This is a genomic window from Sphingomonas sp. LR60 (assembly GCF_036855935.1).
Lineage (GTDB): Bacteria > Pseudomonadota > Alphaproteobacteria > Sphingomonadales > Sphingomonadaceae > Sphingomonas.
In genome coordinates this window covers 65,386-92,226 of sequence record NZ_JASPFK010000001.1, presented here as the reverse complement: position 1 = coordinate 92,226, position 26,841 = coordinate 65,386, and the positions used below count along the sequence as shown (strand labels likewise).

Sequence of the window (26,841 nt, the reverse complement as noted above, 5' to 3'; positions counted from 1 at the left end):
GCTTGATTCAAGTGCGGCGCGACGGCGACACGCATTGTCGAAGAACAAGCCTTCATGTCGTTCGCACACCTGATCGGAGAAGGGGCTCCAACCGACAGTATGCGCTGCGCCCCAAATGACGAGACGATACCGCCGCCTGGGATATCGACGCAGCCGACCGTGTTACCCTTTGATGCTCCACCACTTCCTCGCCGCCATCGCCTGCTCGGCGCTGCTTTCCAGCACCGCAGTCGCGCAAACCGTGCCGCTTGGCGCCGATCTGGAGAAGTTCGACTATCCGGCCCCGGTGCACCGGTTCGAGACCATGTCGCAAGGCCATCCGGTCCGGATGGCCTATCTCGACTGGCCAGCGACCGCTACGCCGAACGGCACGACCGTCGTTCTTCTGCACGGCAAGAACTTCTGCGCCGCGACCTGGGGCGACACCGCGCGCGGGCTGGCGGCGGCCGGATACCGCGTCATCGCACCCGACCAGATCGGCTTCTGCAAGTCGTCCAAGCCGCGCGGCTATCAATATAGCTTCCATGCCATGGCCGCGCTGACCGCCGCGCTTCTGGATCGGGCAGGCACCGGCAAGGTCGTGCTGGTCGGCCATTCGACAGGCGGTATCCTCGCTACCCGCTTTGCGCTGCTCTATCCGGAGCGCGTCGCGCGACTGGTGCTGGTCAATCCGCTTGGCCTGAACGACACGCTGAGCGAGGGCGTGCCCTACACCGACCTCGGCAAGCTGCGCGCGGAGGAAGCGAAGACCGACGCCGCCTCGATCAAGGCCTATCAGCTCCGCAACTATTACCATGGCGAGTGGCGCCCCGCTTATGACCGATGGGTCGCGATGCTGGCCGGGCAATATGCCAGCGCCGACGGGGATGCGGTGCGAGACGCACAGGCGCGCCTGTCGGACATGATCCAGACCCAACCGGTCGCCGCCGAACTACCGCGGCTGACCATGCCCACAACGCTCATCATCGGCCAGCGGGACCTCACCGCCTTTCGCGCGAGCAGCGCGCCGGAAGACCGGCGTGCGCAGGTCCGGACGGTCCCGCAAGCGGCCGAGGACGCGGTGAAGCGCATCCCCGGCGTCCGCCTGATACGTCTCGACGATCTCGGCCATTCGCCACAGGTCGAGGCGCCCGCCACCTTCCTGCGCGCCCTCCGCTCCGCGATGACGCCGTGAGGCGGGCGGCCATCGCTCTGGCGTTGCTGCTGACCAGCAGTTGCGATGCGGCCCCCGCGCCGCCGCAATCGGCCCCGTCCCGCCCCGTTGAGACGCGTGGCCTGAACGGCGCCGTCCTCGCCGACACAATGGCGCAAGCCCGGCGCCTTCCGCGGATCCGCTCGCTGCTGATCCTGCGCGATGGAGAGGTGCTGGCGGAGCAGCGCTTCAACGGCGGCCCGCCGCTCGACAGCCCCGTCAACATCAAGTCCGCATCCAAGTCGGTGCTATCCGCGCTGGTCGGCATCGCGATCGCCAAGGGCGTGCTGACCGGAGTCGACCAGCGTGTCCTGTCGGTACTCGACAGCGACGCTCCTCCGAACGCCGATCCGCGCCTCGCCCGCCTGACCGTTTCCGACCTGCTGACCATGCGCGCGGGACTGGAACGGACGTCGGGCGAGAATTACGGGCGCTGGGTCTCCAGCCGCAACTGGGTCCGCTTCGCCCTTGCCTGCCCGTTCGTCGACGAACCGGGCGGCGCGATGCACTATTCGACCGGCAACACGCATCTGCTGTCGGCGATGCTGACCCGCGCATCCGGACGCGACACCCATGAACTGATGCGCGACTGGCTGGCGAGCCCGCTCGGCATCGCGATCCGGCCATGGTCGCGTGATCCGCAAGGTATCTACTTCGGCGGCAACGACATGCTCATGTCGCCGCGCAGCCTGGCGCGGTTCGGCGAACTCTATCGCCGGGGCGGCGTGATCGACGGGCGGCGGATCGTGCCCGCGCGCTGGATCGAGGAGAGCTGGACCTCGCGGACGGTATCGCCGTGGAGCGGCGGGCAATATGGCTATGGCTGGTTCGTCGGAACCAGCCGCGGGCATCCGCTGCGCTTCGCCTGGGGCTATGGCGGGCAGATGCTGTTCATCGTGCCGGACCTGAAGCTGACGGTCGTCATGACTTCCGATTCCGGCGGCGCGCGAGACACTGGCCATATAGCTGCGCTCCGCAAGTTGCTCGATGACGGCATCGTTCCCGCGGCCGAGCGGGGTGGAGCGAGGTAACCTTACGCTTCACTCACCACGACGCCGATCCGAACCGCCCCCAGGCCAAGCCAGGCCGCCATCCTATCCAGCTCGATCCGTAGCCGATCCAACGTATCGGCGGGCGCTGCCGGCTCCAGCGTGATGTGGTGTGCGAGCAGCAGTCCCGCCTGCCGATCGGCTTTCAGGTCGACCCGTGCGACCAGTGCTTCGTCCAGCAGGAAGGGCAGCACGTAATAGCCGTGGGTGCGCCGCTCCTGCGGGACATAGATTTCGATGCGGTAGCGGAAGCCGAACATGCGTTCTGTGCGGGCTCGCTCCCAGATCAATGGATCGAACGGCGCCAGCAACGCCGCGCCGCGTACCCGGCGGGGCAAGGCTGCGTCGCGGTGCATCCATGCCTTCTGGCTCCAGCCGTCGACCCGCACCGGCACCAGCACGCCATCCTCCGCCAGATCGGCGATGGCGTGATCCGCTTCGGCAGGCGTCAACCGGAAGTAGTCGCGCAGATCGCTGGCGGTCGCGATGCCCAGTGCACGCGCGCTGCGCTCGATCAACGCGCGCTGCGCCGCCTCGGCCGAGGGCGTGGGCAATGCGCGTACCGCTGGCGGGATGACGCGATCGGTCAGGTCATAGACGCGGGCGAAGCTGCCTCGCCGGGTCGCCGTCGTGATCCGCCCGGACCAGAACAGCCATTCGAGCGCATGCTTGACGTGGCTCCACTCCCACCAGCCGCTCCTGCTCGATCCATTCTCGAGATCGGCAGCCGCCAGCGGCCCTTCGGCGGTGATGCGCTCGAGCACTGCGTCCGCCTCGGCCCGGCGCTCGACGGAGAACCGGCGCAGCGCCTGATACCCCACTTCGCCACGTTCGGCGCGCGCCATTCGCCAGCGCAACAACGGGTGAAGGTCGAGCGGCAGCAACGACGCCTCATGCGCCCAATATTCGAACAGCCGCCGTTGCCGCCCAGCGCCCCATGCATCCCCCTCCAGCAAGGTACGGTCATAGCCGCCAAGGCGGGAGAACGCAGGCAGGTAGTGCGCACGCGCGAGCACGTTGACGCTGTCGATCTGGAAGAGATTGAGCCTGTCGACGGTGCTGCGCAGGTGGCGGGCGGAAACTCGCTCCGGCCGGGTTCGACCAAAGCCTTGCGCCGCCAGGACGATCCGCTTTGCGTCGCGCAGCGAAATGCTCTCGGCCCGGCTTCGACGATCCGGCGAACCTGGGTTTGAGAGGAACGCTTCGGGAGGCAGGCCGATGTGGTTAGTTGCCATTCCTGCGCTTTCTCAAGCGCGCTGCGGTGTAGCTTTCCGTCGACCGATACTCAGGACCGAGTATGTACTTGGAGTGACGATCGAAGTCGCGATCTCCCCGCGCCCCCACCGCGCGAAGTAGACGCGAAGCTCTCCATAGCAAGAACGCGATCCATATGACGGCCACGGCTGCCGAAACAGCCGCAATGACCAGCTCTGCGAAGCCATATGGTTTGTCCAGGAATGCGCATGGAGCGAGTGGAACAATGACGCCAAGGGGAGAGAATGTCGTCGACCGGCCATAAACAGACCGGCGGCTCAGGTCACGATCCACGAAGCGGCGCAGGCGAAGATATAAGCTCATGCGGCCCCTCTTCTGCGCGAATGCCTGCCCATGACCAAGGCGAATGTCATCGCCTCTGCCATTCATGAGTTGAACTGCGCGGTCCGGCCGAACGATCAGATCGCGAGCAACCCGCGAATACGCGGTGATGGCCGATATGCTTCGGGCCATCGGATGCGCGCGACCAAGCCCCGTCACCTCGCGCGGCACACTCATGCGCGCACCCGCCGGCGGCGAAACCTTAACTGTAGCAGAAGATTGGCGGAGACGGAGGGATTCGAACCCTCGGTACGGTTTCCCGTACGACGCTTTAGCAAAGCGTTGGTTTCAGCCACTCACCCACGTCTCCGGGTCGGCGTGAGGCGCGGCTATAGCGAGAGGGATCGCGGCGATCAACTGGGTGTGGACGATTTCCGCACATCGCGCCTGCGACTCCGGTCGTCGTGCCGTTCATTGCGGGGACAGCACCTAAACGCCTATAACCGCGCGATGATCGAGGGGGCAGGCATGAAGCGGATCGCACAACGCAGCATCGGGGTAGCGATGCTGATCGCCTCCCTCATCGGCGCGCCGCTCGGCGCCGCGGCACAGGTGCGCACGATCGACCCGAATGCCGCGATCGATGGCGATGTTTCCACCGCACCCCCGCGCAACGTGCGGACCCCGACCGCCCCCGCCCCGGCGCGCCCGCTTCCCGCCGCGCCGGTACAGGAAACCGACCCGGCGCCGCTGCCGCAAACCTCGGCACCTACGACCGGGGCAGAGGTCCGTGCGGACGCCGCCACCACTGCCGCCTCGACCTACAAGCGTGACGATCTGATCGGCGCGGGTGAGGGCGTGTTCGGCAAGGGGGCCGAGGGGTTCGGGCAGATCATCGAGAAGATCCTCAAGGATCAGGGTGAACCCAACGCCTATATCGCCGGACGCGAGGCGTCGGGGGCGTTCATCCTCGGCGTTCGCTATGGCTCGGGGATCATGACGCATAAGGTCGAGGGACAGCGGCCGGTCTATTGGACCGGGCCGTCGGTCGGCTTCGACGTCGGCGGCGACGCGAACAAGGTGTTCGTGCTCGTCTACAACCTGTACGATTCGCACGAATTGTTCACGCGCTTCCCCGGCGCGGAAGGGCGACTGTATTTCGTCGGCGGGTTCGCCGCGACCTACCTCCGCAAGGGCAATGTCGTGCTGATCCCGGTGCGGCTCGGCGTGGGTTGGCGCGCCGGAGTCAACGTCGGATACATGAAGTTCACCGAGACGTCGAAGTGGCTGCCCTTCTGACGCGCACCTGAGCGGCGGGCGTCAGCGCCCGCCCGGAAATCCCGTCGTCTCGAACCGCATCGGCGCGCCCTGCGGCACGTCGCCGAGCTGATCCTCCCACATCGCCACCTGCCCGCGCACGATCGTCCCGATCGGCTTGCCGGTCAGCTCCATCCCCGTAAACGGCGACCAGCCCGCGCGCGAGCGCAGCCAGCGCTCCTCGATCGTCCAACGCTTCTTGAGGTCGACGATCGTGAAGTCGGCGTCGTACCCCGCCGCGATCCGCCCCTTGCCGGTCAGCCCGAAGATCCGCTGCGCGCCCGCGCTGGTCAACTCGATCACGCGCTGCAGCGTCAGCCGCCCGTTCGCGGCATGGTCGAGCAGCAGCGGGAGCAGCGTCTGCACCCCCGGCATCCCGCTCGGGCTCGCCGGATAGGGCTTGTTCTTCTCTTCCAGCGTGTGCGGCGCGTGATCCGATCCGATCACGTCGGGAACGCCCTGGTTGAGCCAGTACCACAGCCCGTCACGATGTGCGCCGGAACGGATCGGCGGGTTCATCTGCGCCAGCGTGCCGATGCGCGGATAGGCGTCTTCACCCGCCAGCGTCAGATGCTGCGGCGTGACCTCGCAGGTCGCGATATCCTTGTTCTGCCCGAGCAATTCCAGTTCGGCCGGCGTCGTCACGTGCAGCACGTGGATCCGCCGCCGCGCCGCGCGCGCCAGCCGCAGGATGCGCGTCGTCGCGAGCAGCGCGCTCTCGTCGTCGCGCCACACCGGATGCGATGAAGGATCACCCTCGACCCGCTCGCCGGCGCGCGCGTTCATCCGGTCCTCGTCCTCGGCGTGGATCGCGACGCGACGATGCCCGCTCGCCAGCACCTCGGCGAGCCGCGCGTCCTCGCTGACCAGCAAATCGCCGGTCGATGCGCCCATGAAGATCTTGACCCCCGCGGTGCCCGGCAGTCGCTCCAGCTCGACCAGATCGCGCGCATTGTGGTTGGTCGCGCCGACGTAGAAGGCATGGTCGCACCACATCCGCCGCTTCGCGCGGGTCAGCTTGTCCTCGATCGCCTCGGCCGAATCAGTATTGGGCTTGGTGTTCGGCATCTCGAACACCGCGACCACGCCGCCCATCACCGCAGCCTCGCTGCCGGTGGCGAGGTCTTCCTTGTGGACCAGCCCCGGCTCGCGGAAATGCACCTGCGTGTCGATGACGCCCGGCAGGATGTCGAGCCCGGTGCAGTCGATCGTGCGTTCCGCATCGCCGCGCGCGCCGATCGCGACGATCCGACCTTCACGCACACCGACGTCGGCGGCGACGGGTCCGCCCGGCGTGTGCACCGTGCCACCGGTCAGCAGGAGATCGTAAGTCGCCATTGTCAGCCCTTTCCGGCTCTTTCGCGGGGTCGCCGCTCTCCCTACCTTGGTGCCATGGACGATACCACCCCGGCGACGATGCTGGCCGACCGCGCACTGCTGCGGCTGTCCGGCGAGGATGTGCGCGGCTTCCTTCAGGGCCTGCTGACCAACGATGTCGCGGGAGCGCTCCCGGTCTGGGCGGGATTGCTGACCCCGCAGGGCAAGGCGCTGTTCGACATGATCGTCTGGGCGGATGGCGACGACATCCTGCTCGACGTCGAGCGCGACCAGCGCGAGGCGATCGCACGCCGGCTCACGATGTATCGGCTGCGGCGTGCGATCACGATCGCGCCCGAAGATACGCTGGCGGTCCATTGGGCGCCCGACGCGTCGGACCGACCTTCCGACCCGCGGCTGGCGGCGCTCGGCACGCGCTGGATCGCCCCACCCTCGGCGACCGCAACCGGCTGGGATGCTCATCGTCTGTCGCTCGGGGTGGCCGAGGGCGTCGCAGACCTCGGATCGGGCGAAACGCTGTGGCTGGAGGCGAACGCGCGCGAGCTACGCGGCGTCAGCTTCACCAAGGGCTGCTACGTCGGCCAGGAGAATACCGCACGGATGCACCACCGCGACAAGGTCCGCCGCCGGCTTGTCGTGGCTCCGATCGACGAAAGCGACGCGCGCAAGCGTTCGCTCTATCCGGACCTGGATTCGATGGTGACTCTACGTCGGGTCGACGCGTTGGGCGAGGCGCGTGTGCCCCGCTGGCTCGCCGAGACGATCGGCGGCAACGACGGGAAGACTCCGAGCTAAGTCCGTATTCCGAGACAAAGCCGAGGGTCCGACAAGGATGAGCACGACCCACCACCCTCAAACAAAAAGGAGGCCGGCTTGCGCCGACCTCCCTCTTTTCGGTCACCGAAGTGATCGACCTTACTGGCCCGAACCCGGACCGTAGGTGATCTCGACGCGACGGTTCTGCACTTCGCGGACGCCATCGGCAGTCTCGACGCGCAGCTTGGTCTCGCCGAACGCTTCGGTCGTCATCACGCCGTCGGGAATACCCTTCGACGCGAGGTACGCCTTCACGCCGTCTGCACGACGCTGCGAAAGGCCCACGTTGTACTTCGCCGAACCCGAGGTGTCGGTGTAACCAGCCAGCATAACCTGCGCGTTGTTGCAGCTCTGGTACTGGGTAACCGCGTTGTCGAGGATCGACGCTGCTTCCGGGGTGACGTCCGACTTGTTCCACTCGAAGAACACGATGAACGGACCCGGCGAGCAGACCACTTCCGGCGGCGGAGGCGGCGGCGGCGGGGGCGGAGGAGGCGGCGGCGGCGGCGGCGGAGGCGGCGGTGCCGCTTCTTCCGGTGCGCCGAAGTTGTACGTCACGCCACCCAGCAGGCTGTGCGAACGGAAACGACCGTCGTACGAGCTGCCGCGCGCGTCGAACAGGTTGACGTTGTCGGCGTTGAAGAAGCGATACTTCAGCGAAACGTCGACGTTCTCGCTCAGCGGTGCGCGGATACCGGCCAGCGCCTGCCAGGCGAAGACGGTGTCCGAGTCATCGAGGAAGCGATAGGCGTTCGGCGCCGACATGCGGGCCTGGACGCGGGCAACACCCGCACCGCCGCCGACGAAGCCCTGCAGGCCATCGTCTTCACCGAAGTCGAGCAAGCCGTTGACCATGAAGCTCAGCGCCGAGGTACGGCCGCCGACGCCATCATAGGTGCCCGGGTTCGCCTGGGTCGCGCCGCTGGTCGGAACGCCCGCGGTGGTGCGGAGGCTGTCGATGCTCGCGCGACGATAACCGGCTTCGGTTTCGAGGCGGAACGCACCGAAATCGTAACCGACGACGCCGTCGACATCCCAACCGTAATCGTGGTCGACAGTGGCGGTGCCACTGCGGCTCGCTGCGGTACCAACGACGCTCCAGTCGATGTCCTCAACGATCATCGCGCCGCCTTCAACCCCTACATACCACGCCTTGTCGCGCGCGAGCGCGGGCGTGGCGAGGGCGGTGGAGGCAAGCGCCATGATCATGGCTAGCTTACGCATCATAATCCCCTTTCCATGGTGTCACTACGGACAGCCAAACCCCTATCGAAAGGTTGGTTTCCGAACAAGCTGACAAATCCGCCCCCTGTTGCGCAATTGCCACACCGAGCCCGGGGCACCAAAGGCCGTCAACTAGAGATAAGCCCATGTTTTCGCAGCATAATCAAGATCGTTTCGACACAGGCACGAAGTTCCGCATCAATCGTGGAACCACCGGTCGGCACGGTAATCGCCGCACCTCGCGCACCGATAATCTGCACGCCGTCCACCAAGACCTGCGCCGCGCGCACTTCGCCGAGCTTCCATCCGAACCCATCGCAGATGGCGGCCTGCCCGCTCGAAAGGTGTCGTGCGCTCAATCCTTTACGTGGCGCGACGAACCGCCAGCCTCCCGCTGTCCACCCTGCGATCGCTCCTGCATGTCCGCTCCATGCCCCCGAGGGAGCCGAGCCGACGATCCAGCATTGTCCCGGTTCCGGCGCCGAAGGCGGCGCGTTGCGGTCGATTTCCTCGACGGTCGCCTGCACGGCGAGGTCGAGCAGCGCGAGCGCTTCATTGTGCCACACTTCCTTCTGCGCCTGCCCCGCTGGGAGCAGCGGCAATCCGAGCCGCGCGCTATCCTCATCGGTCATCGTCACTCTCCTTCGATCAGGCTGATGGTCGTGGCCGAGGCGGCGAACGTGCCGAGCTGACACACCGCCACATGCCTGGCGAGCGAGGGCAGCGTCGCGGCGGGCACCGTCAGCGTTGCCGCATCGCTCTCGATCACCAGCGCGCCGGTGCCGTCGCCGATCGTCACGCGATAGCGTTCGCGCTCCTCGCCCAATGGCGCATCGCCATCGTCGCCCCATCGCCAGCCTAGCCGACTACGCCGCACCCAGCGGACATCGAGCCCACCATCCCCGCGCCGCGTGGCACGCAGCCGCACCGGCGCGGGCGGCGCGAGCGAGCGGCCGCTCGTCACCGCCGAAACCGCCACCGGTTGCGGATCGCCGACTCCACTCGCGAGCATTCTGATCGTATCGCCGACCCGTGCCCGCGGCAGCGCGATCGTCGCCACGCACCCGCGCTCGATCAGCGCGAACCCCGCACCCGCCGCGTGCGGCTGCCGTCCGCGATCGTGCGCGGCGAGGGGCTGGACGCGGATACGATGGAGGTGAGCGGTGCGCTGGGCACCGGCGCGTTCCGGCGCGACGACCTGCTCGCGGGACGCTGGGACGGCGCGCGGGTGGTGATCGTCGCGATCGACTGGAGCGATCCCGCCGCGGCGGCGGTGCCGTTGGGCGAGGGGCGGATCGGCGAGGTCGAGCTGGCCGAACAGGGCTTCACCGCCGAATTGCGCGGCGTGCAGGCGCAGCTGGAGCGGCCGGTGAGCGAGGTCACCTCGCCGGCGTGTCGCGCGACGCTGGGCGATGCGCGGTGCCGGGTGGCGATGGCGGCGCGGCGGCGGTTCGCGCGCGTCGTGGCGTGCGCGGGGACGGACGTGACCCTGGATGCGGTCGAACCGGTCGACAATGCCTATGGCGAGGGCGTGCTGCGCTGGTTCGGCGGCGCGAACGCCGGACTGGCGAGTGCAATCGAGCGCTCGGCGGGGACGGTGCTGACGCTGCGCGCCGCGCCGGTGTTTGCGGTCGCGGCGGGGGTGCTGGTCGAGGTGGTCGAAGGGTGCGACCGTCGGCTGGCGACCTGCGGCATGCGGTTCGGGAATGTCGCGAACTTTCGTGGCGAGCCGCATTTGGCGGGCGTCGACCTGCTGACGCGCTACCCCGGGGGATGACGGCGGGCGAGCGGGTGCTCGCCGCCGCGCAGCAACTGGTGGGGGTGCGGTTTCGCGTGCAGGGGCGCGATCCGGCCCTGGGGCTCGATTGCGTCGGACTGGTCGCGGTCGCGCTGTGGCGTGCGGGCGCCGCGGTGACGGTGCCGCGCGACTATGCGGTGGCGCGCGGACGCCTGCCGACCGGTGTGGAGCCGGCCCGCGTCTTCCCGAACCCGCGCCCGGCCTGCATCAACCACACGCGCCAGTCGCCCGGCGGCGGCAATTGTCCCTCATGCGCCCACAACGGCCAATGCTGTTTCAGTTCCAGCATCGCCTCGGGGCTCAGCGTCGACAGCACCTGCTGTTGCTCGGCCGCGCCAAGTTCCAGCAGCCATCGTATCCCGCGGATACCGCCATGATCCGCGCCGCTCACTCCGCGGCCTTCGCACGCGATCGCTTCGACATCGCCTGCAACCGCTGCAACAATTCGCGCTCCGCCTTCGCTCGCGGGCTGTTGCGATCGGCAACCTTGCGCGGCGTCGTCGCCACGTCGATCACCGCCGGTGGGCGACGCCCCAGCAGCAGCAGCGCGGCCGACACGTCCAGCTTCGTGTCGGTGTCGCCCAGCACCTGCCGCACCAGCGCGGCCTCCATCCGCTCATAGGCGTCGTCCAGAGCGAGCCGCCACTGCTCGCCGAAGCTCGTGCTCCGGCGGCGCAGCGCATAGGCAGATCGCGCCGTCTTCCCCGCCGCCGCCGCCGCCTTCGCGACATCGCCGCTGATCGCGAAATGGTCGAAGAACGTCAGGCGATCCTCGCGCGACCAGCGCTGCGACGGCCCGCCCACCCCCGTGATCGCTGCGCCGGCCACCGACGTGCCCTCGGCTCCCGCTTCCTTAACCATCTGCGCCCTCCCGCCCCGCTGCCACCCGCATCGAAACGCAAACGGGCCGGCGCGACCGGGGCCTACGACCCCGAGCCGCCCGGCCCGTTCACACCATCTCGATGTTCTTCTTTTGTACACAAACAGCGTGACGCTGTCAAGCGCCTTCGTTCATCCCCGTGGTGGGAGCAGCGTATCGCCATCCAATCGTCGCGGCACCTTCCGCATCTTCAACGCGCGGCTGTACAATGGCCGCGGAGGATCGAACCCGGTCACGGCCCGGAAATCGGCGGCAAAGTCGGACTGCACCTCCGCCGCCGATTTCTCGACGTCCATGCGGGAGAGAAGCAGAATGAAAAATTCGGTGATGACGGTCGCCACCACAACGATCCTGCGTTGCACCCCATCGAGTTCCGGGCCAGCGATCAACCCGCCCAGGACCGCGAAGATCAGCGCGTGGATCACCAGCATCGCATCCTTGTACTGGGTCCAGATGCTATCGATCCGCTGACGATGCTGCGCCTCGATCTGCAGCAACGCTAGCAGATCCTCACTGCGCTCCTTGTCCATCGCTCCACTCCCCTACACGCGTGCCGACACCGCGCGCAGCACGGTCCGGTCATACACCGACGTCAACGAGGATGTAGGAAAGTGGAGCGGGTAACGGGAATCGAACCCGTGTATTCAGCTTGGAAGGCTGCTGTACTACCATTGTACTATACCCGCGACGTCGCCGTCACTGCCACGAACCACCGCCGCCGGTCAACCCGACGAGCGGTACTCATCAGTAGCGCAGCCCGACGTTCAGGAAGTCCGGCACCGGTCCGTTCCAGCCGCCATCGTCAACTGCCTCGGTCACCGCCGGCGCACGGTCGCGCTCGCGCGCCCCACGCGAACGTTCGTCGCGCGGACGCTCGTCGCGATCGCGCCGCGTCCGCTCGCGTCGCGGTGCCTCTTCGCGGACTGTCTCTTCACGTGCCTCGACCTGCGGCACCTCGGCGCGCAGCTCGGTGCGGGGCGCTGCGTCCGCCACCCGCTCGCGCCGTCGCCCGCGTTCGCGCCGCGGGGTCGCCTCCACCGGCGCCGTCGCCTCGGGCAAATCGGCGACCCGCGCGATCTTCTGCCCGGTCAGCTTCTCGATATTCTCGATATTCTCGACGTCGTCCGGCCCGACGAAGGTGTACGCGATGCCCGTCGCCCCGCCGCGCCCGGTGCGTCCGATGCGGTGGACGTAATCGTCGGGATGCCACGGCGCGTCATAGTTGAAGACGTGGCTCACGCCCTTCACGTCCAGCCCGCGTGCCGCGACGTCGCTGGCGACCAGGATGTTGACGTCGCCCTTCTTGAAGCGCTCCAGCTCGGCGACGCGCGCCGGCTGGTCCATGTCGCCATGGATCTCGCCGCTGGAGAAACCGTGTTCGCGCAGGCTCTTGTTCAGCTCGCGCACCGTCGTCTTGCGATTGCAGAAGACGATCGCTGTGCGCACCTCCTCCTGCCCCAGCAACGAGCGCAGCGCCTTGCGCTTCTCGAACGACGGCCCCTTCACCGGCACCACCCACTGGGTGATGTTGATGTTGGTCGACGCCGGGCGTGCGACCTCGATCGTCTTGGGATTGTTGAGGAACCGGTCGGCCAGCTTCTTGATCGGCACGGGCATCGTCGCGCTGAACAGCAAGGTCTGGCGCTGCGCGGGCAGCTTGGTGCAGATTTCCTCGATATCGGGGATGAACCCCATGTCGAGCATCCGGTCGGCCTCGTCGATCACCAGCATCGAACAGCCGGTCAGCAGGATCTTGCCGCGCCCGAACAGGTCCATCAACCGCCCGGGGGTGGCGATCAGCACGTCGACGCCCTTTTCCAGCGCCTTGACCTGGTCGCCCATCTGCACGCCGCCGATCAGCAGCGCCATGCTCAGCTTGTGATACTTGCCATAGGTCTCGAAATTCTCGGCGACCTGCGCGGCCAGTTCGCGCGTCGGCTCCAGGATCAGGCTGCGCGGCATCCGCGCGCGGCTGCGCCCGTGCGCCAGGATGTCGATCATCGGCAGCACGAAGCTGGCGGTCTTGCCGGTGCCGGTTTGTGCGATGCCGATGATGTCGCGCATCATCAACACCGGCGGGATCGCGCTCGCCTGGATCGGCGTCGGCTCGGTATAGCCGGTGTCGCCGACGGCGCGGAGGAGTTCGTCAGAAAGGCCGAGGTCGGCAAAGCTCATGCGGATGTCCGGGCTGTCGGGTGGCGCGGCGTGGCGGTTCCCATCGCTCTCCGCGCTTCCCGATCCGCCGCCCAAAGTCAAGGAATTTGCGCCCTGACCGTCCCGCAGCGGGCTATTTATTGACCTTGCGCGGCACCAGCGCGCGAAAGCGGGTGACCGCGCAATAGGCGCCCGATCGGGAGCGGATGCCGTCGCGACGCGCGCACAATTGCCCGTCCGCGGTCGGCTTCAGATAGAATCCGCGATAGAAATCAAGCGTCGGACAGTCGTCGTCCAGCTTGGCGCGGATCCTTCGTGCACCGCCCACGACCAGATCGACCTCGCCCTCGCGATCGACCGCCGCCCCGGTAAGCGCATTCATCGCCACACATTCCGGCCCTTTTTCTCGTCCCAGCGCACCTGCGGCGGCGCGATCCCGGCGCGACCGCGCATCGGGGCGGACGACACGCGCGGCACGCGGATGATCAGGCGCTCGTGAATCGTGAGCTGCGCATATTCGACGCCGTCCAGCTGCGGCGGACTCGCCGACAGCACGAAGGGCGCCGCCGACACGAGCAGCAAAACGGACGGATTACGCAAGGTCATCTTGGGGCAGCAGCACTGACCATCGACGGTTGAACGCGTGATGAATTGAACGCACATCGCACGGCAGCCAAGAGAAATCGCATGACCGACGCTTCTTACCCCTCCGCCGCGCTCCACCGCCTCGCCGCGCGGCTCGCCCCGCACGTCGCGCCGCGCACGATCGTCACCGACCCCGAGGTGATCGCGCCGCTGCTCGTCGACTGGCGGCAACGCTTCCATGGCAAGGCCACGTTGCTGCTCGCCCCCGGCTCGGTCGCGGAGGTGCAGGCGATCGTCGCCGCCGCGCGAGCGGAGCGGGTGCCGTTGGTGCCGCAGGGCGGCAACAGCTCGATGGTCGGCGGCGCCACCCCGCCCGACGATGGCCGCGCCGCGATCCTGTCGCTGCGCCGCCTCGACCGCCTCCGCACCCTGGATGCCGAGGCTGGCCTCGCGATCGCCGAGGCCGGCGTGATCCTGTCCGACCTCCACGCCGCCGCGCTGGAGCATGGCCGGCGCTTCCCGCTGTCGCTCGGCGCCAAAGGCGTCGCGACGATCGGCGGATTGGTGTCGACCAATGCCGGCGGCACGCAGGTGCTGCGCTTCGGCACGATGCGCGCACTGGTCGCCGGGGTCGAGGCGGTGCTGCCCGACGGCTCGCTGTACGATGGCCTGTCCGCGCTCAAGAAAGACAATCGCGGCTACGATATCGACCAGCTCCTGATCGGCGCCGAGGGCACGCTCGGCATCGTCACCGCCGCGACGTTGCGGCTGGTGCCCGCGGTTGCGGCGCGTTGCGTGGCGTGGGTCGGCCTCGCCTCGCCCGCGGCGGCGCTGACGCTGTTGCGCCGGTTCCAGCGCACTACCCCGGCGCTGGAAAGTTTCGAGCTGCTCCCCGCCGAATCGCTCGCCGCGGTCCTCGCCCATATTCCCGGCACCCGCGCCCCGCTGACCGGCGCGCATCCGTGGCACGTCCTGCTCGAGGTCACCGCCGACACCCCCGACGGCGATCCCGCCGCACTGGTCGAGCATGTCCTCGCCGCCGCGCTCGCCTATGGCCTCGCCGCCGATGCGACCCTCGCGGCCAGCGAGGTGCAGGCCGAGGCGTTCTGGCGGATCCGCGAATCGATCTCGGACGCCGAACGCGCCACCGGGCCCGCCGCGCAGCACGATATTTCGGTGCCGGTCGAGGCGATGCCGCGCTTCATGGTCGAGGCCGCCGCAGCATGCGACGCGCGCTTCCCCGGCACGCACGCCTCGGGGTTCGGGCACCTCGGCGACGGCAACGTCCACTTCCACGTTCGCGCTGCGCCGGGCACCGATCCAAGCCTTTGGTATACCGAACAGGTTCCTGTGGTATCGGCGTTCGTCCACGACCTAGTCGTCGCGGCGGGCGGGTCGATCTCGGCCGAACATGGCATCGGCCAGATGAAGCGTCACGAGCTGGAACGGCTCGGTCCGCCCGCACGGCTGGCGGCGTTGCGCGCGATCAAACGCGCCTTCGATCCGGACGAACTCCTCAATCCCGGCAAGCTCGTCACGCTTGCGCCGGGCGCGCCCATTCAATAGCACCTACGTCGTCCGGGGGCGGCAGGACGTGACGTCCCCTTGCGCAAGTACACACGATACCGTCCGTTCTGGAGACACTCATGGCCAGCGCGCCGCAACTTCCGCTTTTCTACAACGGCCTCGAACCGCTTTCGAGCGAGGTTCACGCCAATTACAAGGTGAAGCCGTCCGACACCGCGACGTTCCTGGTCGACCAGCACGCGATTCCGGTCACGGTCGAGGAATTTCCGTTGATCCAGCGGGACATGCCGATCGTCTTCTCCTCGGGTGAGGATGCCATTCCGATCGCGCTGATGGGCCTGAACGAGGGCGTGAACGTGTTCGTTTCGGCGGAAGGCCGGCTGATCGACGAGACGATCTACGTCCCTGCCTACATCCGCCGCTATCCGTACATGCTGGCGCGTCTGCGCCCGGACACCGACGAGCTGTCGCTGTGCTTCGACCCGTCGTCGCCGACGATCGGCGCGTTCGAGGAAGGCGATGCGCTCTTCACCGATGGCCAGCCGTCGGAGCTGACGAAGAACATTCTCCAGTTCAACGAGAACTTCGAGCAGGCCGCTGCGCGCACCGGTCAGTTCATGAAGGAAATCAAGGAACTGGACCTCTTGATGGAAGGTGAAGTCACCATCCAGCAGGACGGCATCGATCAGCCGTTCGTCTATCGCGGTTTCCAGATGATCGACGAGAAGAAGCTGTCGGAGCTGCGTGGCGATCAGTTGCGCAAGATCTCGCAGTCGGGGATGCTCCCGCTGCTCTACGCGCACCTCTTCTCGCTGGCGCTGATGCGCGACATCTTCGCGCGCCAGGTCAAGCTCGGCAAGATGCCGCAGCCGCAACTCAACGCCTGATCGAAGGACCAACGATGGCCACCCGGATTCCAGCGAACGAGCGTTACTCCGCGGTGGCCATCGCCTTCCACTGGACGATCGCCCTGCTCGTGATCGTCAACCTGATCGTCGGCATCGGACATGATGCGGTGCCGGCGCTCAGGGCGTGGATGCCGGGGCACAAGGCGATCGGCATCACCGTCCTGGCGCTCACCGTCCTGCGGGTCGCGTGGCGGCTACTGCACCGCCCGCCGCCGCTGCCGGCCTTAACGCCGGCGTGGGAGCGCGGGGTCGCTCATGCGACGCATTGGGCGCTCTATGCGCTGTTGTTGCTGATGCCGCTTTCCGGATGGGCGATGGTGTCGGGTCCCGAGGGACGCCGCCCGCTGAGCTGGTTCGGCATTACCGACCTTCCGTATCTGCCCGTCGATGCCAGCGGCGCGAGTGCCGGCCATGAAGTGCATGAGATCCTCGGCTGGACGATGCTCGTGCTGGTGGTGCTCCACATCGCTGCGGCGCTGCGCCATCACCTGATCCTGCGCGACTCGGTCCTGCTCCGCATGTTGCCCCACGGCGCGCGCTGAATAACGTCGCTGGTGCGCAGGCGGAGGCCCATGCCTGCCCGATATCGCGTACCGCCGTCCCGGCTTCGCCGCCGCTGGTGAGCCGGAAACCGCCACCGACCAGCAATTCGCCGCACGCTTTCAACCTTTTATAGCCAGGCTCTTGCAACCAAAAGCGGACGCCCTAAGTTAAGCATGTACGGCGCTCGTGTCCCCCTTTCGCGGGCCCGTATGACACGCTTCGGCGTGTCTCCTCCCTGAACCTAGGCCACCGGGTGCGTGCATCCGGTGGTTTTTTTGTTGCGGAGTCTATTCGGCGGCGTCGGCGATCGGTGGCGCCATCGCACCGTCGCTCAATGCCTGCTCGGTCAGCGCGTCGATCACGGCGCGCAACATCCGCGTCGTCGCCGCCGCGCCCGCCCCCGGCTGATCAAGCCGCCGGTCGAGATACAGCGCGCGGTCGATCTCCAACTGGATCGCATGGATGCCGATCTGCGGCGCGGCATGGCGCTCCAGAATATGCCCGCCCGCATAGGGCGTGTTGAGCATATGGTGCAGCCCCTCGCGCCCGAGCGCTTCCTCGACCCGCGAGACGAATCGCGCGCCCGCCGCCCGCCCGAACCGATCGCCGATCACCACCCGCGCCCGGCCGCCCGCGATCGGCGGCATCGAATGGACGTCGAGCAACACCGCGCAGCCGAACCGCGCGCGCGCCGCCGCCAGCACTTGCGACAGCGTCTCGTGATACGGCCGATGGTCGGCGGCGATCCGCGCCTCCACCTCGGTCGCGCTCAGCCGGCACCGCCACAATTCGCCCGCCGCCGCGGTGCGCCGCGGCACCAGCCCGATCCCCGCGCGCACCTTGGCCGACCCCGACGCCGCCCGACAGGCACCCTCGTCGATCAACGGGTCGCGTTCGTGCTCGGCGCGGTTCAGGTCGATCCATGCGCGCGGCCGCGTCTGGAGCAGCAACGTCTCCGCACCGCGCGCCGCCAGCGCGATCGCGTCGACGTAGCGATCCTCCAATGCGGCCAGACTCGCCAATGGTGCGCGCAGCGCCATTCTTAGCGTCGGCGGATAGTCGCGACCCGCATGCGGCACCGACAGCACCACCGGGCTTTCGGGTAGCATCTCGCCGAACATGCGGAAGGAACGCGTCATTCCGCGCTACCCTATGGAAGCTGCCGCGCCGCTGCAACGTGTCGTCGTGGAGCAGGCGTTCACCATGTCCGATGGTGGAAAAATCAACGTCCCCGGCGCATATAAAGCGCCGAACGGGAGTTGTGGTTGCGATGATACGGATTCTTCTCGCCGAAGACGACGCGGTGATGCGCGAGTATCTCGGGCGCGCGCTGGAGCGTTCGGGGTATCACGTCACGTCGGTCGATCGCGGCACCGCCGCGCTGCCGCTGCTCGAAAGCGAGCGGTTTGATCTGTTGCTCACCGATATCGTGATGCCGGAAATGGACGGGATCGAGCTTGCGCAAAAGGCGCAGGAGCTGGCGCCGGGGATGCGCGTGATGTTCATCACCGGCTTCGCGGCGGTGACGCTGAAGGCCGGCAACGCGATGCCGCAGGCGCGCGTGCTGTCGAAGCCGTTCCACCTGCGCGACCTCGTGATGGAGGTCGACCGGCTCTTCGACACCGGCACTGCGAACGAGCTGATCTGACGATCACGGCAACAAAAGCGTAAAAAGCCGCTTGCGCCCCTCCAACCCACCCGTTACAGGCGCACCCCTACGGAGGGCGTGTAGCTCAGTGGTAGAGCACTGTGTTGACATCGCAGGGGTCGCAAGTTCAATCCTTGCCACGCCCACCATCTAAAAATGCCAGCATCCCCTTGGGGAAGCTGGCATTTTTTGTCTCTCCAGTCGGTGAGACCCGCCTTCAAATCAGCCTTGGCCGTCGCTCGTGAAGCAATTTTGAAGCACGAGGTTGAAAGTGGCGACGATCACAAAGCGAGGGCAGCGCTGGTCTGTCCAGATTCGCAGGAAGGGTCATCCTGCACAAAGCCGTACATTCGCGACAAAGGCCGACGCCAAAGCTTGGGCTATAAGCGAGGAGGCGCGGGTCGAACGCAACGAGGCTCCGACGGCGCGACGCCAACTGGAACACATAACTCTGTCGATGCTCATCGATCGCTACCTGGACGAGGTGACCTGCACCAAGCTCAGCGCCGCGAGCGAGCGACAGCGCCTCACGAAGCTCCAAGGCGATCAGATCGGCAGCATAAGCTTGGCTAACTTATCGTCTGCCGATGTGGCTTCATACCGCGATCGACGGCTTCAACAGGTGAAGCCTGGCACGGTGCGGAGAGAGCTGGGGTTGATTCAGCATGCTCTTGATGTCGGCCAAAAGGAGTGGGGTTACCGGTTACCATCGAACCCGGTCAAAGATGTTAGGCAGCCAAGGCTGAACAACGCCCGCAGCCGTCGCCTCGAACCGGGCGAGTACCACAGGCTAATGGAAGCCGTTTCCGCCTGCAGGAACCCATTGCTAAAACCGATCGTGCAGTTCGCGATCCAGACTGGGATGCGTCGGGGTGAGATCGTCAGCATGCGCTGGGAGCATGTCGATCTTACGCGCCGCATCATCCACATACCCCACACGAAGACTGGCCATCCTCGATCAATCCCCTTGAGCGACGGAGCGGTGGAAATCCTCGTCGCTCGCTGGTCAATCGTAGGCGCGGTGTTCGATATCACCGCCAACGCGCTAAAACTGGCGTGGCAACGAGCTGTGAAAAGGGCGAGCTTGCCAAACCTGCATTTTCACGATTTGCGCCATGAGGCAGTTTCACGCTTCTTTGAGCTGGGTCTTAGCATGCCAGAAGTGGCGCTAATCTCGGGGCATCGCGATCCGCGCATGCTATTTCGCTACACTCACCTTCGCCCCCTAGCCCTCGCCAGCAAACTGAAGGGGCTGGAATGGACACCGTCATGATCCCGGCCGCGGGGTGCTTGATATCAAGCACCCCATTAAACCCCGCTGGCTCGGCCTAGTCATCGAATCAGTGATCGCCCTTCGTCGCCATACCGATAATTATGAACGAGCTTTGGCTTTGTTTAAGAGCGGGGCGGCGACGATGTTAGACGATATGTTTTTCGGCGAGAGTGGGACTCCATCAAGCCTTCATCTCACGGTCGAGAGTTGCTTGCGATTCTCGCTCTCTACAAAGCCAAAATAACCTACGACGATCTCGTTTCACTGATGTACGATAACGCTGCGATTGTACCTGATGCTCTTGCGGAGGTGCAGGAAATGTTCATTCAAGTAGAGCGAGCTGGCGACAAGCCGCTCTATCGATTGAACGATCTGACACGAGCCTTCGTTCTTGATGCCGCGAAGGAGCTTGATCGCCATGATTCGCTGAAAGCTCGCGTACAAAAGTTTGTTACAAACGTTTACGCCGACTCCGCGGAACTTAGCGCGATTGTTCGGCAGGTTGAACGGGCCGTCGAAGCCGCCAAGAAGGGGGATGAAAGTGCCTTACGAACGACATGGACGTCGCTTCAGCAGGCTAAAAGCGACAGCGTTATAAGCGAAGATCCTCGCTTTATGGCAGCCTGTGGCTACGTTGCGCTTCATCTCTCGCCACCGAACATGGCAGATGCAAGGGAGTATTTCCAGAATAGCTTTAAAATGCGACATGGACCCGAGCTAAAGTACGTCAGGGATTGGTTTGTAGCGGAGCAACGACTTGATGGCGCAGATTACCACACCGCGTTGATAAATGAACTTGTGAGCAAAACACGAGAATATGATGACGCGGTGCGTCTCGAGTTCATGTCTCGCCGGGCAGTTACCCTGTATAATCTGGCGAGCGGTAGTGTCTGGTCTGAGCCAGAGAAAGCCTTATCGCGCCTATACGAGTCTATACGCCTTCACGCTTTGGGATTTCAGGCAACTTATCGGGACGATACCAAGCAGGCCTATCTTTTTCAGCGGCATTTTACTAACTCAACTTTCCTACTGAAGAACCTTTTGATGAAGGCTGGTAAGCTTGATGATCTGATAGGCTATTTAGCTGATCTTACCCGTCTACCGGGAGCAAAGCTCGACCCGCTTCTCGGCCCAATTCGCGAAGTAGCAGCCTCGTCGGTTGAGGTGACCCGCCCCACGGAGGCTCCCAGGGCGGCAGGCAGAATGCTTCATCTTGGACGGGTACTAGCAGAAGCCGACTGCTGGCTCGATCGAGCGGTCAAAGATCAATGCGTGGCGTACTGCTATGAGGCGGCCGGTCAGTTAAACAAAAAGAGGAGTGAGGCGAAGCGGTGAGATCGCGGATCGTTTCAACGATCCTGCGCTTTAGGCCCGGAGGCTGGTCCCATCGTGCTATCACAGATTTGTCACAGCGCAAGCTCAGGAATGGCTTGTTCTGCGGGAGCTTCGCTCCTAAGCCAATAGTCGGCGTCGGCTAATATGCTGATTTGACTGGCTTTTCGAGGTGTGCGTCAGCGCGAGTTCTAGCTTACTCGTGTTGACATCGCAGGGGTCGCAAGTTCAATCCTTGCCACGCCCACCACTTAAAAAGCCTCGGAAGTCCTCGGACCTCCGGGGCTTTTTTACATCCCCGCCTCAGCCGCCCAGTTCGGCGCGGACGATCGCCGCCCCTTCCGCCAGCGCTTCCAGCTTGCCCCGTCCCACCGCGCGCGACAGCGGCGCCATGCCGCAATTGGTCGCCGGCAGCAGCTTGTCGGCCTCCACGAAGCGCAGCGCCTGTCGCAAGGTCGCCGCGACCTCCTCGGGCGTCTCGATCACATCGGTCGCGACGTCGATCGCGCCGACCATCACCTTCTTGCCGCGGACCAGCTCAATCAACTCCATCGGCACGCGCGAATTCTGGCACTCCAGCGAGATGATATCGATCGTCGACCTTTGCAGCTTGGGAAAGGTCTCCTCATACTGCCGCCATTCCGAACCGAGCGTCTTCTTCCACTCGGTATTCGCCTTGATGCCATAGCCGTAACAGATGTGCACCGCCGTCTCGGCCTTCAGCCCTTGGGCGGCACGTTCCAGCGTCGCGATCCCCCAGTCGTTGGCCTCGTCGAAGAAGACGTTGAACGCCGGTTCGTCGAACTGAACGATTTCGACGCCGACCGCTTCCAGCGCGCGTGCCTCCTCGTTCAGGATACAGGCGAACGCCCATGCCAGCTTTTCGCGGCTGCGATAATGGTCGTCGTAGAGCGTATCGATCATCGTCATCGGCCCGGGCAGCGTCCATTTGATCGGGCGGTCGGTCTGCGTGCGCAGGAACCGCGCATCCTCCACGAACACCGGCGCCGGCCGTGCGACCGCGCCGACCACCGTCGGGACGCTGGCATCGTAGCGGTCGCGGATGCGGACGGTGGCGCGTTTCTCGAAATCCACTCCGCTCAGATGCTCGATAAAGGTGGTGACGAAATGCTGGCGCGTCTGCTCGCCGTCGCCGACGATATCGATCCCGGCCCGCCGCTGATCGTCGAGCGCCAGCCGCAACGCGTCCTGCTTGCCGGTGCGCAGGTCCTCTCCGTCCAGCCGCCATGGCGACCACAAGGTTTCTGGCTGCGCCAGCCATGAGGGTTTGGGCAGGCTGCCCGCAGTCGTCGTCGGCAACAATGTCATGGTGATGCGATCCCTTTTATCGTCGGTACGGATCAAAGCCCGCAGGTCGCGGACCAGCGCGCCAGCGCTGCGCCGTGCGGCTTGATGAGATGTTCTTCGGCGAACCGCCCCTGTTCGACCGCCAGCCGGCTGCGCTCCTCGCGATCGTAGACGATGCGGGTCAGCGAATAGTCCTGGTACGACAGGCTCGGCTGGTAATGTTCGGCGGCGACCGAATTGGCGTTGTAGATCTCGGGACGATAGATCTTCTGGAAGCTTTCCATCGTGCTGATCGTGCTGGCGAGTTCGAGCGCGGTATAATCCGCGACCAGATCGCCGACATGATAGAAGGCCAGCGGCGCGACGCTGTGCGGCGGCATGAAGTACCGCGCCTTCATCCCCATCTTCGCGAAATAGCTGTCCGTCGCAGAGCAGGTGTCGTTGCGATATTCGACCCCGAGGATCGGGTGCGTGTTCGCGGTGCGGTGATAGATCTCCCGGCTGGAGACGCTCAGGCAGATCACCGGCGGCTTGCCGAACCGTGCGCGGTAGGCCTCCGATCGGAGGAAATGCTTGAACAGATTGCCGTGCAGATCGCCGAATTGCTCGGGCACGCCGTCGCCGTTCCGCTCGACATGCGCGGGCATTACGACGCTGAAATCATAGTCGCGGAGGTAGGAGGAGAAATTGTTGCCGACCATGCCATTGGTGCGGACGCCGCTGCGCCGGTCGGTGACGATGGTGTGCAGGATCTCGATCAGCGGAAAGGCGTGGTCACGCGCGTCATCGCCGATCTGCAACGCCGCCGAGACGATCCCGAGCGTCAGCGCGTAGCGATCCCCCGCCGGATTGTCCCAGTGCATCAGCGCGTTGAAGCGGCGGTCGATCATCGCCAGCGTTCTGCGCAGATTCTCGCGCCGACTTTCGCCACGCGCCAGATTGGCGAAGTTGGTGGTGATGCGCGTGTCGTCGGCGGGACGATAGTCCTCGTCGAACGGGATGCTGCTGATCGTGAAGCTGAATGCGTTGCTCGTCATGACACACCTGCTGTTGCGGGCAGGGGTCTTGGAAGAGCGCGCCAGGCGAGGACCGGCGCGAACGGCTTACGCCACGCGCCACGCGTCGAGCGCGATCCACCGGAGGAACCCCGTCCGAGGAACGTTATCGCGTCGCAGGCAGGTCTCCTGGCTCACGGGTCAACGCGGTGGCTCCGGCCTTCCCGGACGCCTCGCGAGCATCCAGTGACACGAAATGGAGCCGCCGCTCGCCGCTTACAGTTGCGGGGGCAGCGCCGGAATTTGCCCCGAAGGACAGCACCGGCTTCCCGTCTTAGCCTCGTCGCCATGCCTGGAACGAGGAACCTCGACACAGCGGTTGAACACCAAAGCAGATCGCGCGTCAAGATAGACATAAAGATATCTTTATGTCTTTAAGCCTTTGTTGCACGGCAGCATGTTCGTCAGATTGTGATGACGTCACATCTACCCAGCATCGTCATTGCGAGCGCAGCGAAGCAATCCAGGACCACAGCCAGGACGCTGTGGATTACCTCGCTCCGCTCGCAATGACGGCCCGAAGCGATGTCCGCGTCGTCACGCCCTCGTCGCCCGATCTTGCTCCGAGGCTTCACCTCGTGCCGCACCGGATAGATCCGGTTTTTCCGGATCGCCGCCGGCTTGGAAGGTCGCGCATATCGCGACCTTCGCCAAATTGGGTCACTAGCAAATCTGGTTGCTTGCCGCCCACTTACCCGCGCGATAGCAATTGCGAGTCCGCGGGGGCGGACGGGGGAATAGCTGGATAATGAAACGGGCTCGCGTGATCGCGGCGGCCATCGGCATGGCCGCGCTTTGTCATCAACCCGCCGCTGCGCAGGAACATACCGCGGTGAAGGCGGGCTTCACGCTCCCGGCGAACAGCGGGAAGACGATCCTCGTCTTCCGCCCGACGGTGCGGGTCGGCGCGCAGTCGACTGGCGGCATCTTCGAACCGAACGGCGACTGGACCGATCGCGCGCGCGCCAATCTCGAAACCGCGCTCGCCGCACGACAGGCCGCCCTCGGCAACATCGTGCAGCCCGCGCCCGCAGCGTTCGGCGAAGAAGCCCGGCTGGTCGAGGAATATCAGGCGCTGTTCGGCGCGCTGTCCCGCGCGGTCATCGAATACCAGTTCTTCCGCGGCAATCGGCTGCCCACCAAGAAGCGGGAGAACAAGGCCGGGGTGTTCGATTGGTCGATGGGCAGCGGCGTGGCCCGACTGCCCGGTGCCAGGGACGCGGACTATGGGCTCTTCATCTACGACAAGGACGCCTATGGTTCGACCGGCCGCAAGATCCTGCAGGTCTTCGCCGCGCTCGGTCCCGGGATCGCGGTCAAGTCCGGCGAACATGCCGGCTATGCGGGGCTGGTCGATCTGAAGACCGGCGACATCGTGTGGCTCAACGCCGACATGGCGATGGGCGGCGACGTCCGCACCACCGAGGGCGCGCACAAGCGCATCGGACAATTGCTCGAGGATTTCCCGGGCAGTACCGCCGCCACGCCGCCACCGGCCGGGCTGGCGAAGTGATCCGCCGTCTCGCTGCGCTATTGGCGGCACTGGCCACCACGCCCGCGCTGGCGTCGACGACGGCGCCCGCTCCGCTGCCCCCGCCCTATACCGCCGCCTATCAGCCGCAGGGGGTCGACGAGATCGGCCTGTGGAAGGAGATGGACGAGGACGAACGCGTCCTCGCCAGTTCACCAATCCTGATCCGCGACGAAGCGCTCAACGCTTATGTCCGCGGCGTGCTCTGCGCGACCGTCGGCGCGGCGCGGTGCAAGGCGGCGCGCATCTACATCCTGCGCACCCCGCTCTTCAACGCGAGCATGGCGCCCAATGGCACGATGCGCGTCTTCAGCGGGCTGTTGCTCCGCGTCCGCAGCGAGGCCGAGCTCGGTGCGGTACTGGGCCATGAATTCGGCCATTTCGAACAACGCCATTCGCTCGCCGCCTTCAAGGCGCGCCGAAGCGGCACCGATATCCTCAGCTGGGGCGCGGTGCTCGCCGGGATGCTGCCCTATGCGCAAGGTGCCTATAACTTCCAGACGATGCAGATTTCGGTCTACGGCCGGCTTGCGCGCTTCAGCCGCGATCAGGAACGCGACGCCGATCTGCACGGCATCGGCTATCTGAACGGCAGTACGCTGCGCCCGCAGTCGGCGGCGATGGCATGGCGGAACGTCATGACCGAGGCGGAGCGTGCCGCCGCCGCGCGCGGGCAAGCGCACCCGCGCTTCGATCGCGTGCCGTACCTCGCCTCGCACCCCTGCGATGCCGAGCGCGCCGAAACGATGGCCGCGCTCGCCATCCCCGACGGCGTGGGGCGCGACGATGGCGCGGCGCGCTATGCTGCGGCGCTCGCGCCGTGGCTGCCGCAATTCCTCGACGATCAGATCAAGCTCAACAACTTTGGCGCCAGCGACTATCTGATCGGGATGCTCGGCGAGCATGGCGCGACCGCGTCGCTGTGGGTGGCGCGCGGCGACCTGTACCGTGCGCGCGGCTATCCGCGCGATCTGGTGTCCGCGGCCGAATTCTACGCCAACGCCATCGCGCTCGACGCGACGTTGCCGGGGGCGCAGCGCGGGCTGGGCCTGTCACTGCTCAAGACCGGACGGCGCACCGAAGGCATCGAGGCGCTCCGCCGCTACCTCCAGCTCGAACCCACCGCTCCCGATGCCGCGATGATCGGGATGCTGATTGCCACCGCAGGACCCGGCCAATGACCATGACGACGATCAGGAACGCCACACTCGCGCTGGTGGCCACCGCAGCGCTGCTGGGCAGCGTGCCGGCGATCGCGCACGGCTATCGCGAACAGGGCAAGGCGGTCGCGGTCGCCGCATCGCCGCTCACCGTCACCCCGAACCGCGATTGGAACCAATTGTCGGGCAAGCCCGGCAAGAAGGCCGAGGCATGGACGCTCGACGGCGAACAGCTCGACCAGGTCACCTTCTACGGCGGGATCGCGCCGGGCGAGCCGCTGCTGCGCGAGCACGACAAGAAGGGCAAGCCGCTGCCGAAACTCACCCGCGAAATGCTGCTTGCCGAGGTGCCGGAGCTTCTGGAGGCGACCTATCGCACCGACCGCGCGATCGCCAGCTTCACGCTGCTCGACGCCCGGCCCGAACGCTTCCTCGGCACCGACGGCATCCGCTTCGCCTATGAATATGTCGATGGCGACGAGCTGCCGCGTCGTGGGGAGGCACATGCCGCGCTCGTGAAGGGCCTGCTCTACATGGCGACCCTCGACGCGCCGCGGCTGCACTATTTCGATCAGGTCGCCCCGGCCTATCGCGCCCTCGTCGAAAGCGCGACCTTGCGCTGATCGGACGGCCTTCATGGGATGTTGACCCGCCCGCGTCGCTGCCC

General features: G+C 65.9%; 29 protein-coding genes, 3 tRNA genes and 1 riboswitch. Of the genes, 16 read left to right on the top strand and 16 right to left on the bottom strand.

The features are described from left to right. Positions 1 to 172: 172 nt before the first annotated feature. Positions 173 to 1,174, top strand: coding sequence for an alpha/beta fold hydrolase (locus QP166_RS00460; RefSeq protein ID WP_333914123.1), 1,002 nt, complete (start codon positions 173 to 175; stop codon positions 1,172 to 1,174). After that, positions 1,171 to 2,223: a serine hydrolase domain-containing protein gene (locus QP166_RS00455; protein ID WP_333914122.1), complete on the top strand. Its 1,053-nt coding sequence runs from the start codon at positions 1,171 to 1,173 to the stop codon at positions 2,221 to 2,223. Before QP166_RS00460 ends, QP166_RS00455 begins: the two co-directional genes overlap by 4 nt. A gap of 2 nt (positions 2,224 to 2,225) precedes the next feature. On the opposite strand, the gene QP166_RS00450 is transcribed toward QP166_RS00455, so the two are convergent. The 3 genes from QP166_RS00450 to QP166_RS00440 form a co-directional block, all read right to left on the bottom strand. Then, a complete protein-coding gene (locus QP166_RS00450; protein WP_333914121.1) occupies positions 2,226 to 3,476 on the bottom strand; it encodes a winged helix-turn-helix domain-containing protein in 1,251 nt (416 codons plus the stop codon). Further along, complete coding sequence (locus tag QP166_RS00445) at positions 3,466 to 4,014, bottom strand: hypothetical protein (RefSeq protein ID WP_333914120.1); 549 nt, start codon at positions 4,012 to 4,014, stop codon at positions 3,466 to 3,468. The genes QP166_RS00450 and QP166_RS00445 overlap by 11 nt, the downstream gene beginning before the upstream one ends. Before the next feature lie 43 nt (positions 4,015 to 4,057). Further along, positions 4,058 to 4,147 (bottom strand) — tRNA-Ser (locus QP166_RS00440). A gap of 158 nt (positions 4,148 to 4,305) precedes the next feature. On the opposite strand from QP166_RS00440, the gene QP166_RS00435 reads away from it, so the two are divergent. Then, on the top strand, positions 4,306 to 5,076 hold the full coding sequence (locus QP166_RS00435) for a DUF1134 domain-containing protein (RefSeq protein ID WP_333914119.1): 771 nt from the start codon (positions 4,306 to 4,308) through the stop codon (positions 5,074 to 5,076). A gap of 21 nt (positions 5,077 to 5,097) precedes the next feature. Here QP166_RS00435 and QP166_RS00430 read toward each other — a convergent pair whose 3' ends face one another. Next, on the bottom strand, positions 5,098 to 6,432 hold the full coding sequence (locus QP166_RS00430; RefSeq protein WP_333914118.1) for a dihydroorotase: 1,335 nt from the start codon (positions 6,430 to 6,432) through the stop codon (positions 5,098 to 5,100). Between the two features lie 54 nt (positions 6,433 to 6,486). On the opposite strand from QP166_RS00430, the gene ygfZ reads away from it, so the two are divergent. Beyond that, positions 6,487 to 7,227 (top strand): CAF17-like 4Fe-4S cluster assembly/insertion protein YgfZ, encoded by a 741-nt coding sequence (gene ygfZ / locus QP166_RS00425; RefSeq protein ID WP_333914117.1) that lies wholly within the window; start codon positions 6,487 to 6,489, stop codon positions 7,225 to 7,227. 120 nt (positions 7,228 to 7,347) lie between these two features. Here ygfZ and QP166_RS00420 read toward each other — a convergent pair whose 3' ends face one another. The 3 genes from QP166_RS00420 to QP166_RS00410 form a co-directional block, all read right to left on the bottom strand. Continuing rightward, on the bottom strand, positions 7,348 to 8,472 hold the full coding sequence (locus tag QP166_RS00420; protein ID WP_333914116.1) for an OmpA family protein: 1,125 nt from the start codon (positions 8,470 to 8,472) through the stop codon (positions 7,348 to 7,350). 128 nt (positions 8,473 to 8,600) lie between these two features. Then, complete coding sequence (locus QP166_RS00415; protein WP_333914115.1) at positions 8,601 to 9,104, bottom strand: DUF2793 domain-containing protein; 504 nt, start codon at positions 9,102 to 9,104, stop codon at positions 8,601 to 8,603. Between the two features lie 2 nt (positions 9,105 to 9,106). Beyond that, positions 9,107 to 9,532, bottom strand: a complete 426-nt coding sequence (locus tag QP166_RS00410; RefSeq protein WP_333914114.1) for a hypothetical protein — start codon at positions 9,530 to 9,532, stop codon at positions 9,107 to 9,109. 39 nt (positions 9,533 to 9,571) lie between these two features. On the opposite strand from QP166_RS00410, the gene QP166_RS00405 reads away from it, so the two are divergent. Together QP166_RS00405 and QP166_RS00400 are read left to right on the top strand one after the other, a co-directional pair. After that, positions 9,572 to 10,249, top strand: a complete 678-nt coding sequence (locus QP166_RS00405; RefSeq protein WP_333914113.1) for a DUF2163 domain-containing protein — start codon at positions 9,572 to 9,574, stop codon at positions 10,247 to 10,249. Next, on the top strand, positions 10,246 to 10,647 hold the full coding sequence (locus QP166_RS00400) for a hypothetical protein (protein ID WP_333914112.1): 402 nt from the start codon (positions 10,246 to 10,248) through the stop codon (positions 10,645 to 10,647). The genes QP166_RS00405 and QP166_RS00400 overlap by 4 nt, the downstream gene beginning before the upstream one ends. Positions 10,648 to 10,657: 10 nt before the next feature. Here QP166_RS00400 and QP166_RS00395 read toward each other — a convergent pair whose 3' ends face one another. The 6 genes from QP166_RS00395 to QP166_RS00370 all read right to left on the bottom strand — a co-directional run bounded on the left by QP166_RS00395 (position 10,658) and on the right by QP166_RS00370 (position 13,886). Then, on the bottom strand, positions 10,658 to 11,131 hold the full coding sequence (locus tag QP166_RS00395; RefSeq protein ID WP_333914111.1) for a hypothetical protein: 474 nt from the start codon (positions 11,129 to 11,131) through the stop codon (positions 10,658 to 10,660). Positions 11,132 to 11,281: 150 nt separating this feature from the next. Then, on the bottom strand, positions 11,282 to 11,680 hold the full coding sequence (locus QP166_RS00390; RefSeq protein ID WP_333914110.1) for a hypothetical protein: 399 nt from the start codon (positions 11,678 to 11,680) through the stop codon (positions 11,282 to 11,284). Positions 11,681 to 11,762: 82 nt separating this feature from the next. Continuing rightward, positions 11,763 to 11,836 (bottom strand) — tRNA-Gly (locus QP166_RS00385). Between the two features lie 58 nt (positions 11,837 to 11,894). Further along, on the bottom strand, positions 11,895 to 13,325 hold the full coding sequence (locus QP166_RS00380; RefSeq protein WP_333917213.1) for a DEAD/DEAH box helicase: 1,431 nt from the start codon (positions 13,323 to 13,325) through the stop codon (positions 11,895 to 11,897). Positions 13,326 to 13,437: 112 nt separating this feature from the next. Continuing rightward, entirely contained in the window at positions 13,438 to 13,686 is a 249-nt protein-coding gene (locus QP166_RS00375) for a hypothetical protein (protein ID WP_333914109.1), read from the bottom strand. Next, entirely contained in the window at positions 13,683 to 13,886 is a 204-nt protein-coding gene (locus QP166_RS00370; protein ID WP_333914108.1) for a hypothetical protein, read from the bottom strand. Before QP166_RS00370 ends, QP166_RS00375 begins: the two co-directional genes overlap by 4 nt. Before the next feature lie 105 nt (positions 13,887 to 13,991). On the opposite strand from QP166_RS00370, the gene QP166_RS00365 reads away from it, so the two are divergent. The 3 genes from QP166_RS00365 (at position 13,992) to QP166_RS00355 (ending at position 16,866) form a co-directional block, all read left to right on the top strand. Next, a complete protein-coding gene (locus tag QP166_RS00365; RefSeq protein WP_333914107.1) occupies positions 13,992 to 15,455 on the top strand; it encodes an FAD-binding oxidoreductase in 1,464 nt (487 codons plus the stop codon). 80 nt (positions 15,456 to 15,535) lie between these two features. Further along, on the top strand, positions 15,536 to 16,303 hold the full coding sequence (locus QP166_RS00360) for a SapC family protein (protein ID WP_333914106.1): 768 nt from the start codon (positions 15,536 to 15,538) through the stop codon (positions 16,301 to 16,303). 14 nt (positions 16,304 to 16,317) lie between these two features. Beyond that, positions 16,318 to 16,866 carry a cytochrome b gene (locus QP166_RS00355; RefSeq protein ID WP_333914105.1) on the top strand — a complete coding sequence of 183 codons (549 nt, stop codon included), beginning with the start codon at positions 16,318 to 16,320 and terminating at the stop codon, positions 16,864 to 16,866. A gap of 288 nt (positions 16,867 to 17,154) precedes the next feature. Here QP166_RS00355 and QP166_RS00350 read toward each other — a convergent pair whose 3' ends face one another. Then, positions 17,155 to 18,006: an N-formylglutamate amidohydrolase gene (locus QP166_RS00350; RefSeq protein WP_333914103.1), complete on the bottom strand. Its 852-nt coding sequence runs from the start codon at positions 18,004 to 18,006 to the stop codon at positions 17,155 to 17,157. 131 nt (positions 18,007 to 18,137) lie between these two features. Here QP166_RS00350 and cpdR point away from each other — a divergent pair, with 131 nt between their 5' ends. The 4 genes from cpdR to QP166_RS00330 all read left to right on the top strand — a co-directional run bounded on the left by cpdR (position 18,138) and on the right by QP166_RS00330 (position 21,123). Further along, positions 18,138 to 18,515 carry a cell cycle two-component system response regulator CpdR gene (cpdR, locus tag QP166_RS00345; RefSeq protein ID WP_333914102.1) on the top strand — a complete coding sequence of 126 codons (378 nt, stop codon included), beginning with the start codon at positions 18,138 to 18,140 and terminating at the stop codon, positions 18,513 to 18,515. Between the two features lie 74 nt (positions 18,516 to 18,589). After that, positions 18,590 to 18,664: transfer RNA gene (locus tag QP166_RS00340), tRNA-Val, on the top strand. A 122-nt stretch (positions 18,665 to 18,786) separates the two neighbouring features. After that, positions 18,787 to 19,788: an integrase gene (locus QP166_RS00335; protein WP_333914101.1), complete on the top strand. Its 1,002-nt coding sequence runs from the start codon at positions 18,787 to 18,789 to the stop codon at positions 19,786 to 19,788. A gap of 207 nt (positions 19,789 to 19,995) precedes the next feature. Next, positions 19,996 to 21,123, top strand: a complete 1,128-nt coding sequence (locus QP166_RS00330) for a hypothetical protein (protein WP_333914100.1) — start codon at positions 19,996 to 19,998, stop codon at positions 21,121 to 21,123. A gap of 300 nt (positions 21,124 to 21,423) precedes the next feature. Here the strand turns inward: QP166_RS00330 and QP166_RS00325 are convergent, their stop codons facing one another. Together QP166_RS00325 and QP166_RS00320 are read right to left on the bottom strand one after the other, a co-directional pair. Beyond that, on the bottom strand, positions 21,424 to 22,449 hold the full coding sequence (locus QP166_RS00325) for a methionine synthase (protein ID WP_333914099.1): 1,026 nt from the start codon (positions 22,447 to 22,449) through the stop codon (positions 21,424 to 21,426). Between the two features lie 32 nt (positions 22,450 to 22,481). Beyond that, on the bottom strand, positions 22,482 to 23,465 hold the full coding sequence (locus QP166_RS00320) for a putative oxygenase MesX (RefSeq protein WP_333914098.1): 984 nt from the start codon (positions 23,463 to 23,465) through the stop codon (positions 22,482 to 22,484). 120 nt (positions 23,466 to 23,585) lie between these two features. After that, positions 23,586 to 23,807: riboswitch (cobalamin riboswitch) on the bottom strand. A gap of 424 nt (positions 23,808 to 24,231) precedes the next feature. On the opposite strand from QP166_RS00320, the gene QP166_RS00315 reads away from it, so the two are divergent. Genes QP166_RS00315 through QP166_RS00305 form a run of 3 tightly spaced genes read left to right on the top strand, consistent with a single transcriptional unit; the run spans position 24,232 to position 26,797 of the window. Continuing rightward, entirely contained in the window at positions 24,232 to 24,996 is a 765-nt protein-coding gene (locus QP166_RS00315; RefSeq protein ID WP_443027172.1) for a hypothetical protein, read from the top strand. Next, a complete protein-coding gene (locus QP166_RS00310; protein ID WP_333914097.1) occupies positions 24,993 to 26,195 on the top strand; it encodes a M48 family metallopeptidase in 1,203 nt (400 codons plus the stop codon). Before QP166_RS00315 ends, QP166_RS00310 begins: the two co-directional genes overlap by 4 nt. Continuing rightward, on the top strand, positions 26,192 to 26,797 hold the full coding sequence (locus tag QP166_RS00305) for a hypothetical protein (protein ID WP_333914096.1): 606 nt from the start codon (positions 26,192 to 26,194) through the stop codon (positions 26,795 to 26,797). Before QP166_RS00310 ends, QP166_RS00305 begins: the two co-directional genes overlap by 4 nt. The last annotated feature ends 44 nt before the right edge of the window (positions 26,798 to 26,841 follow it).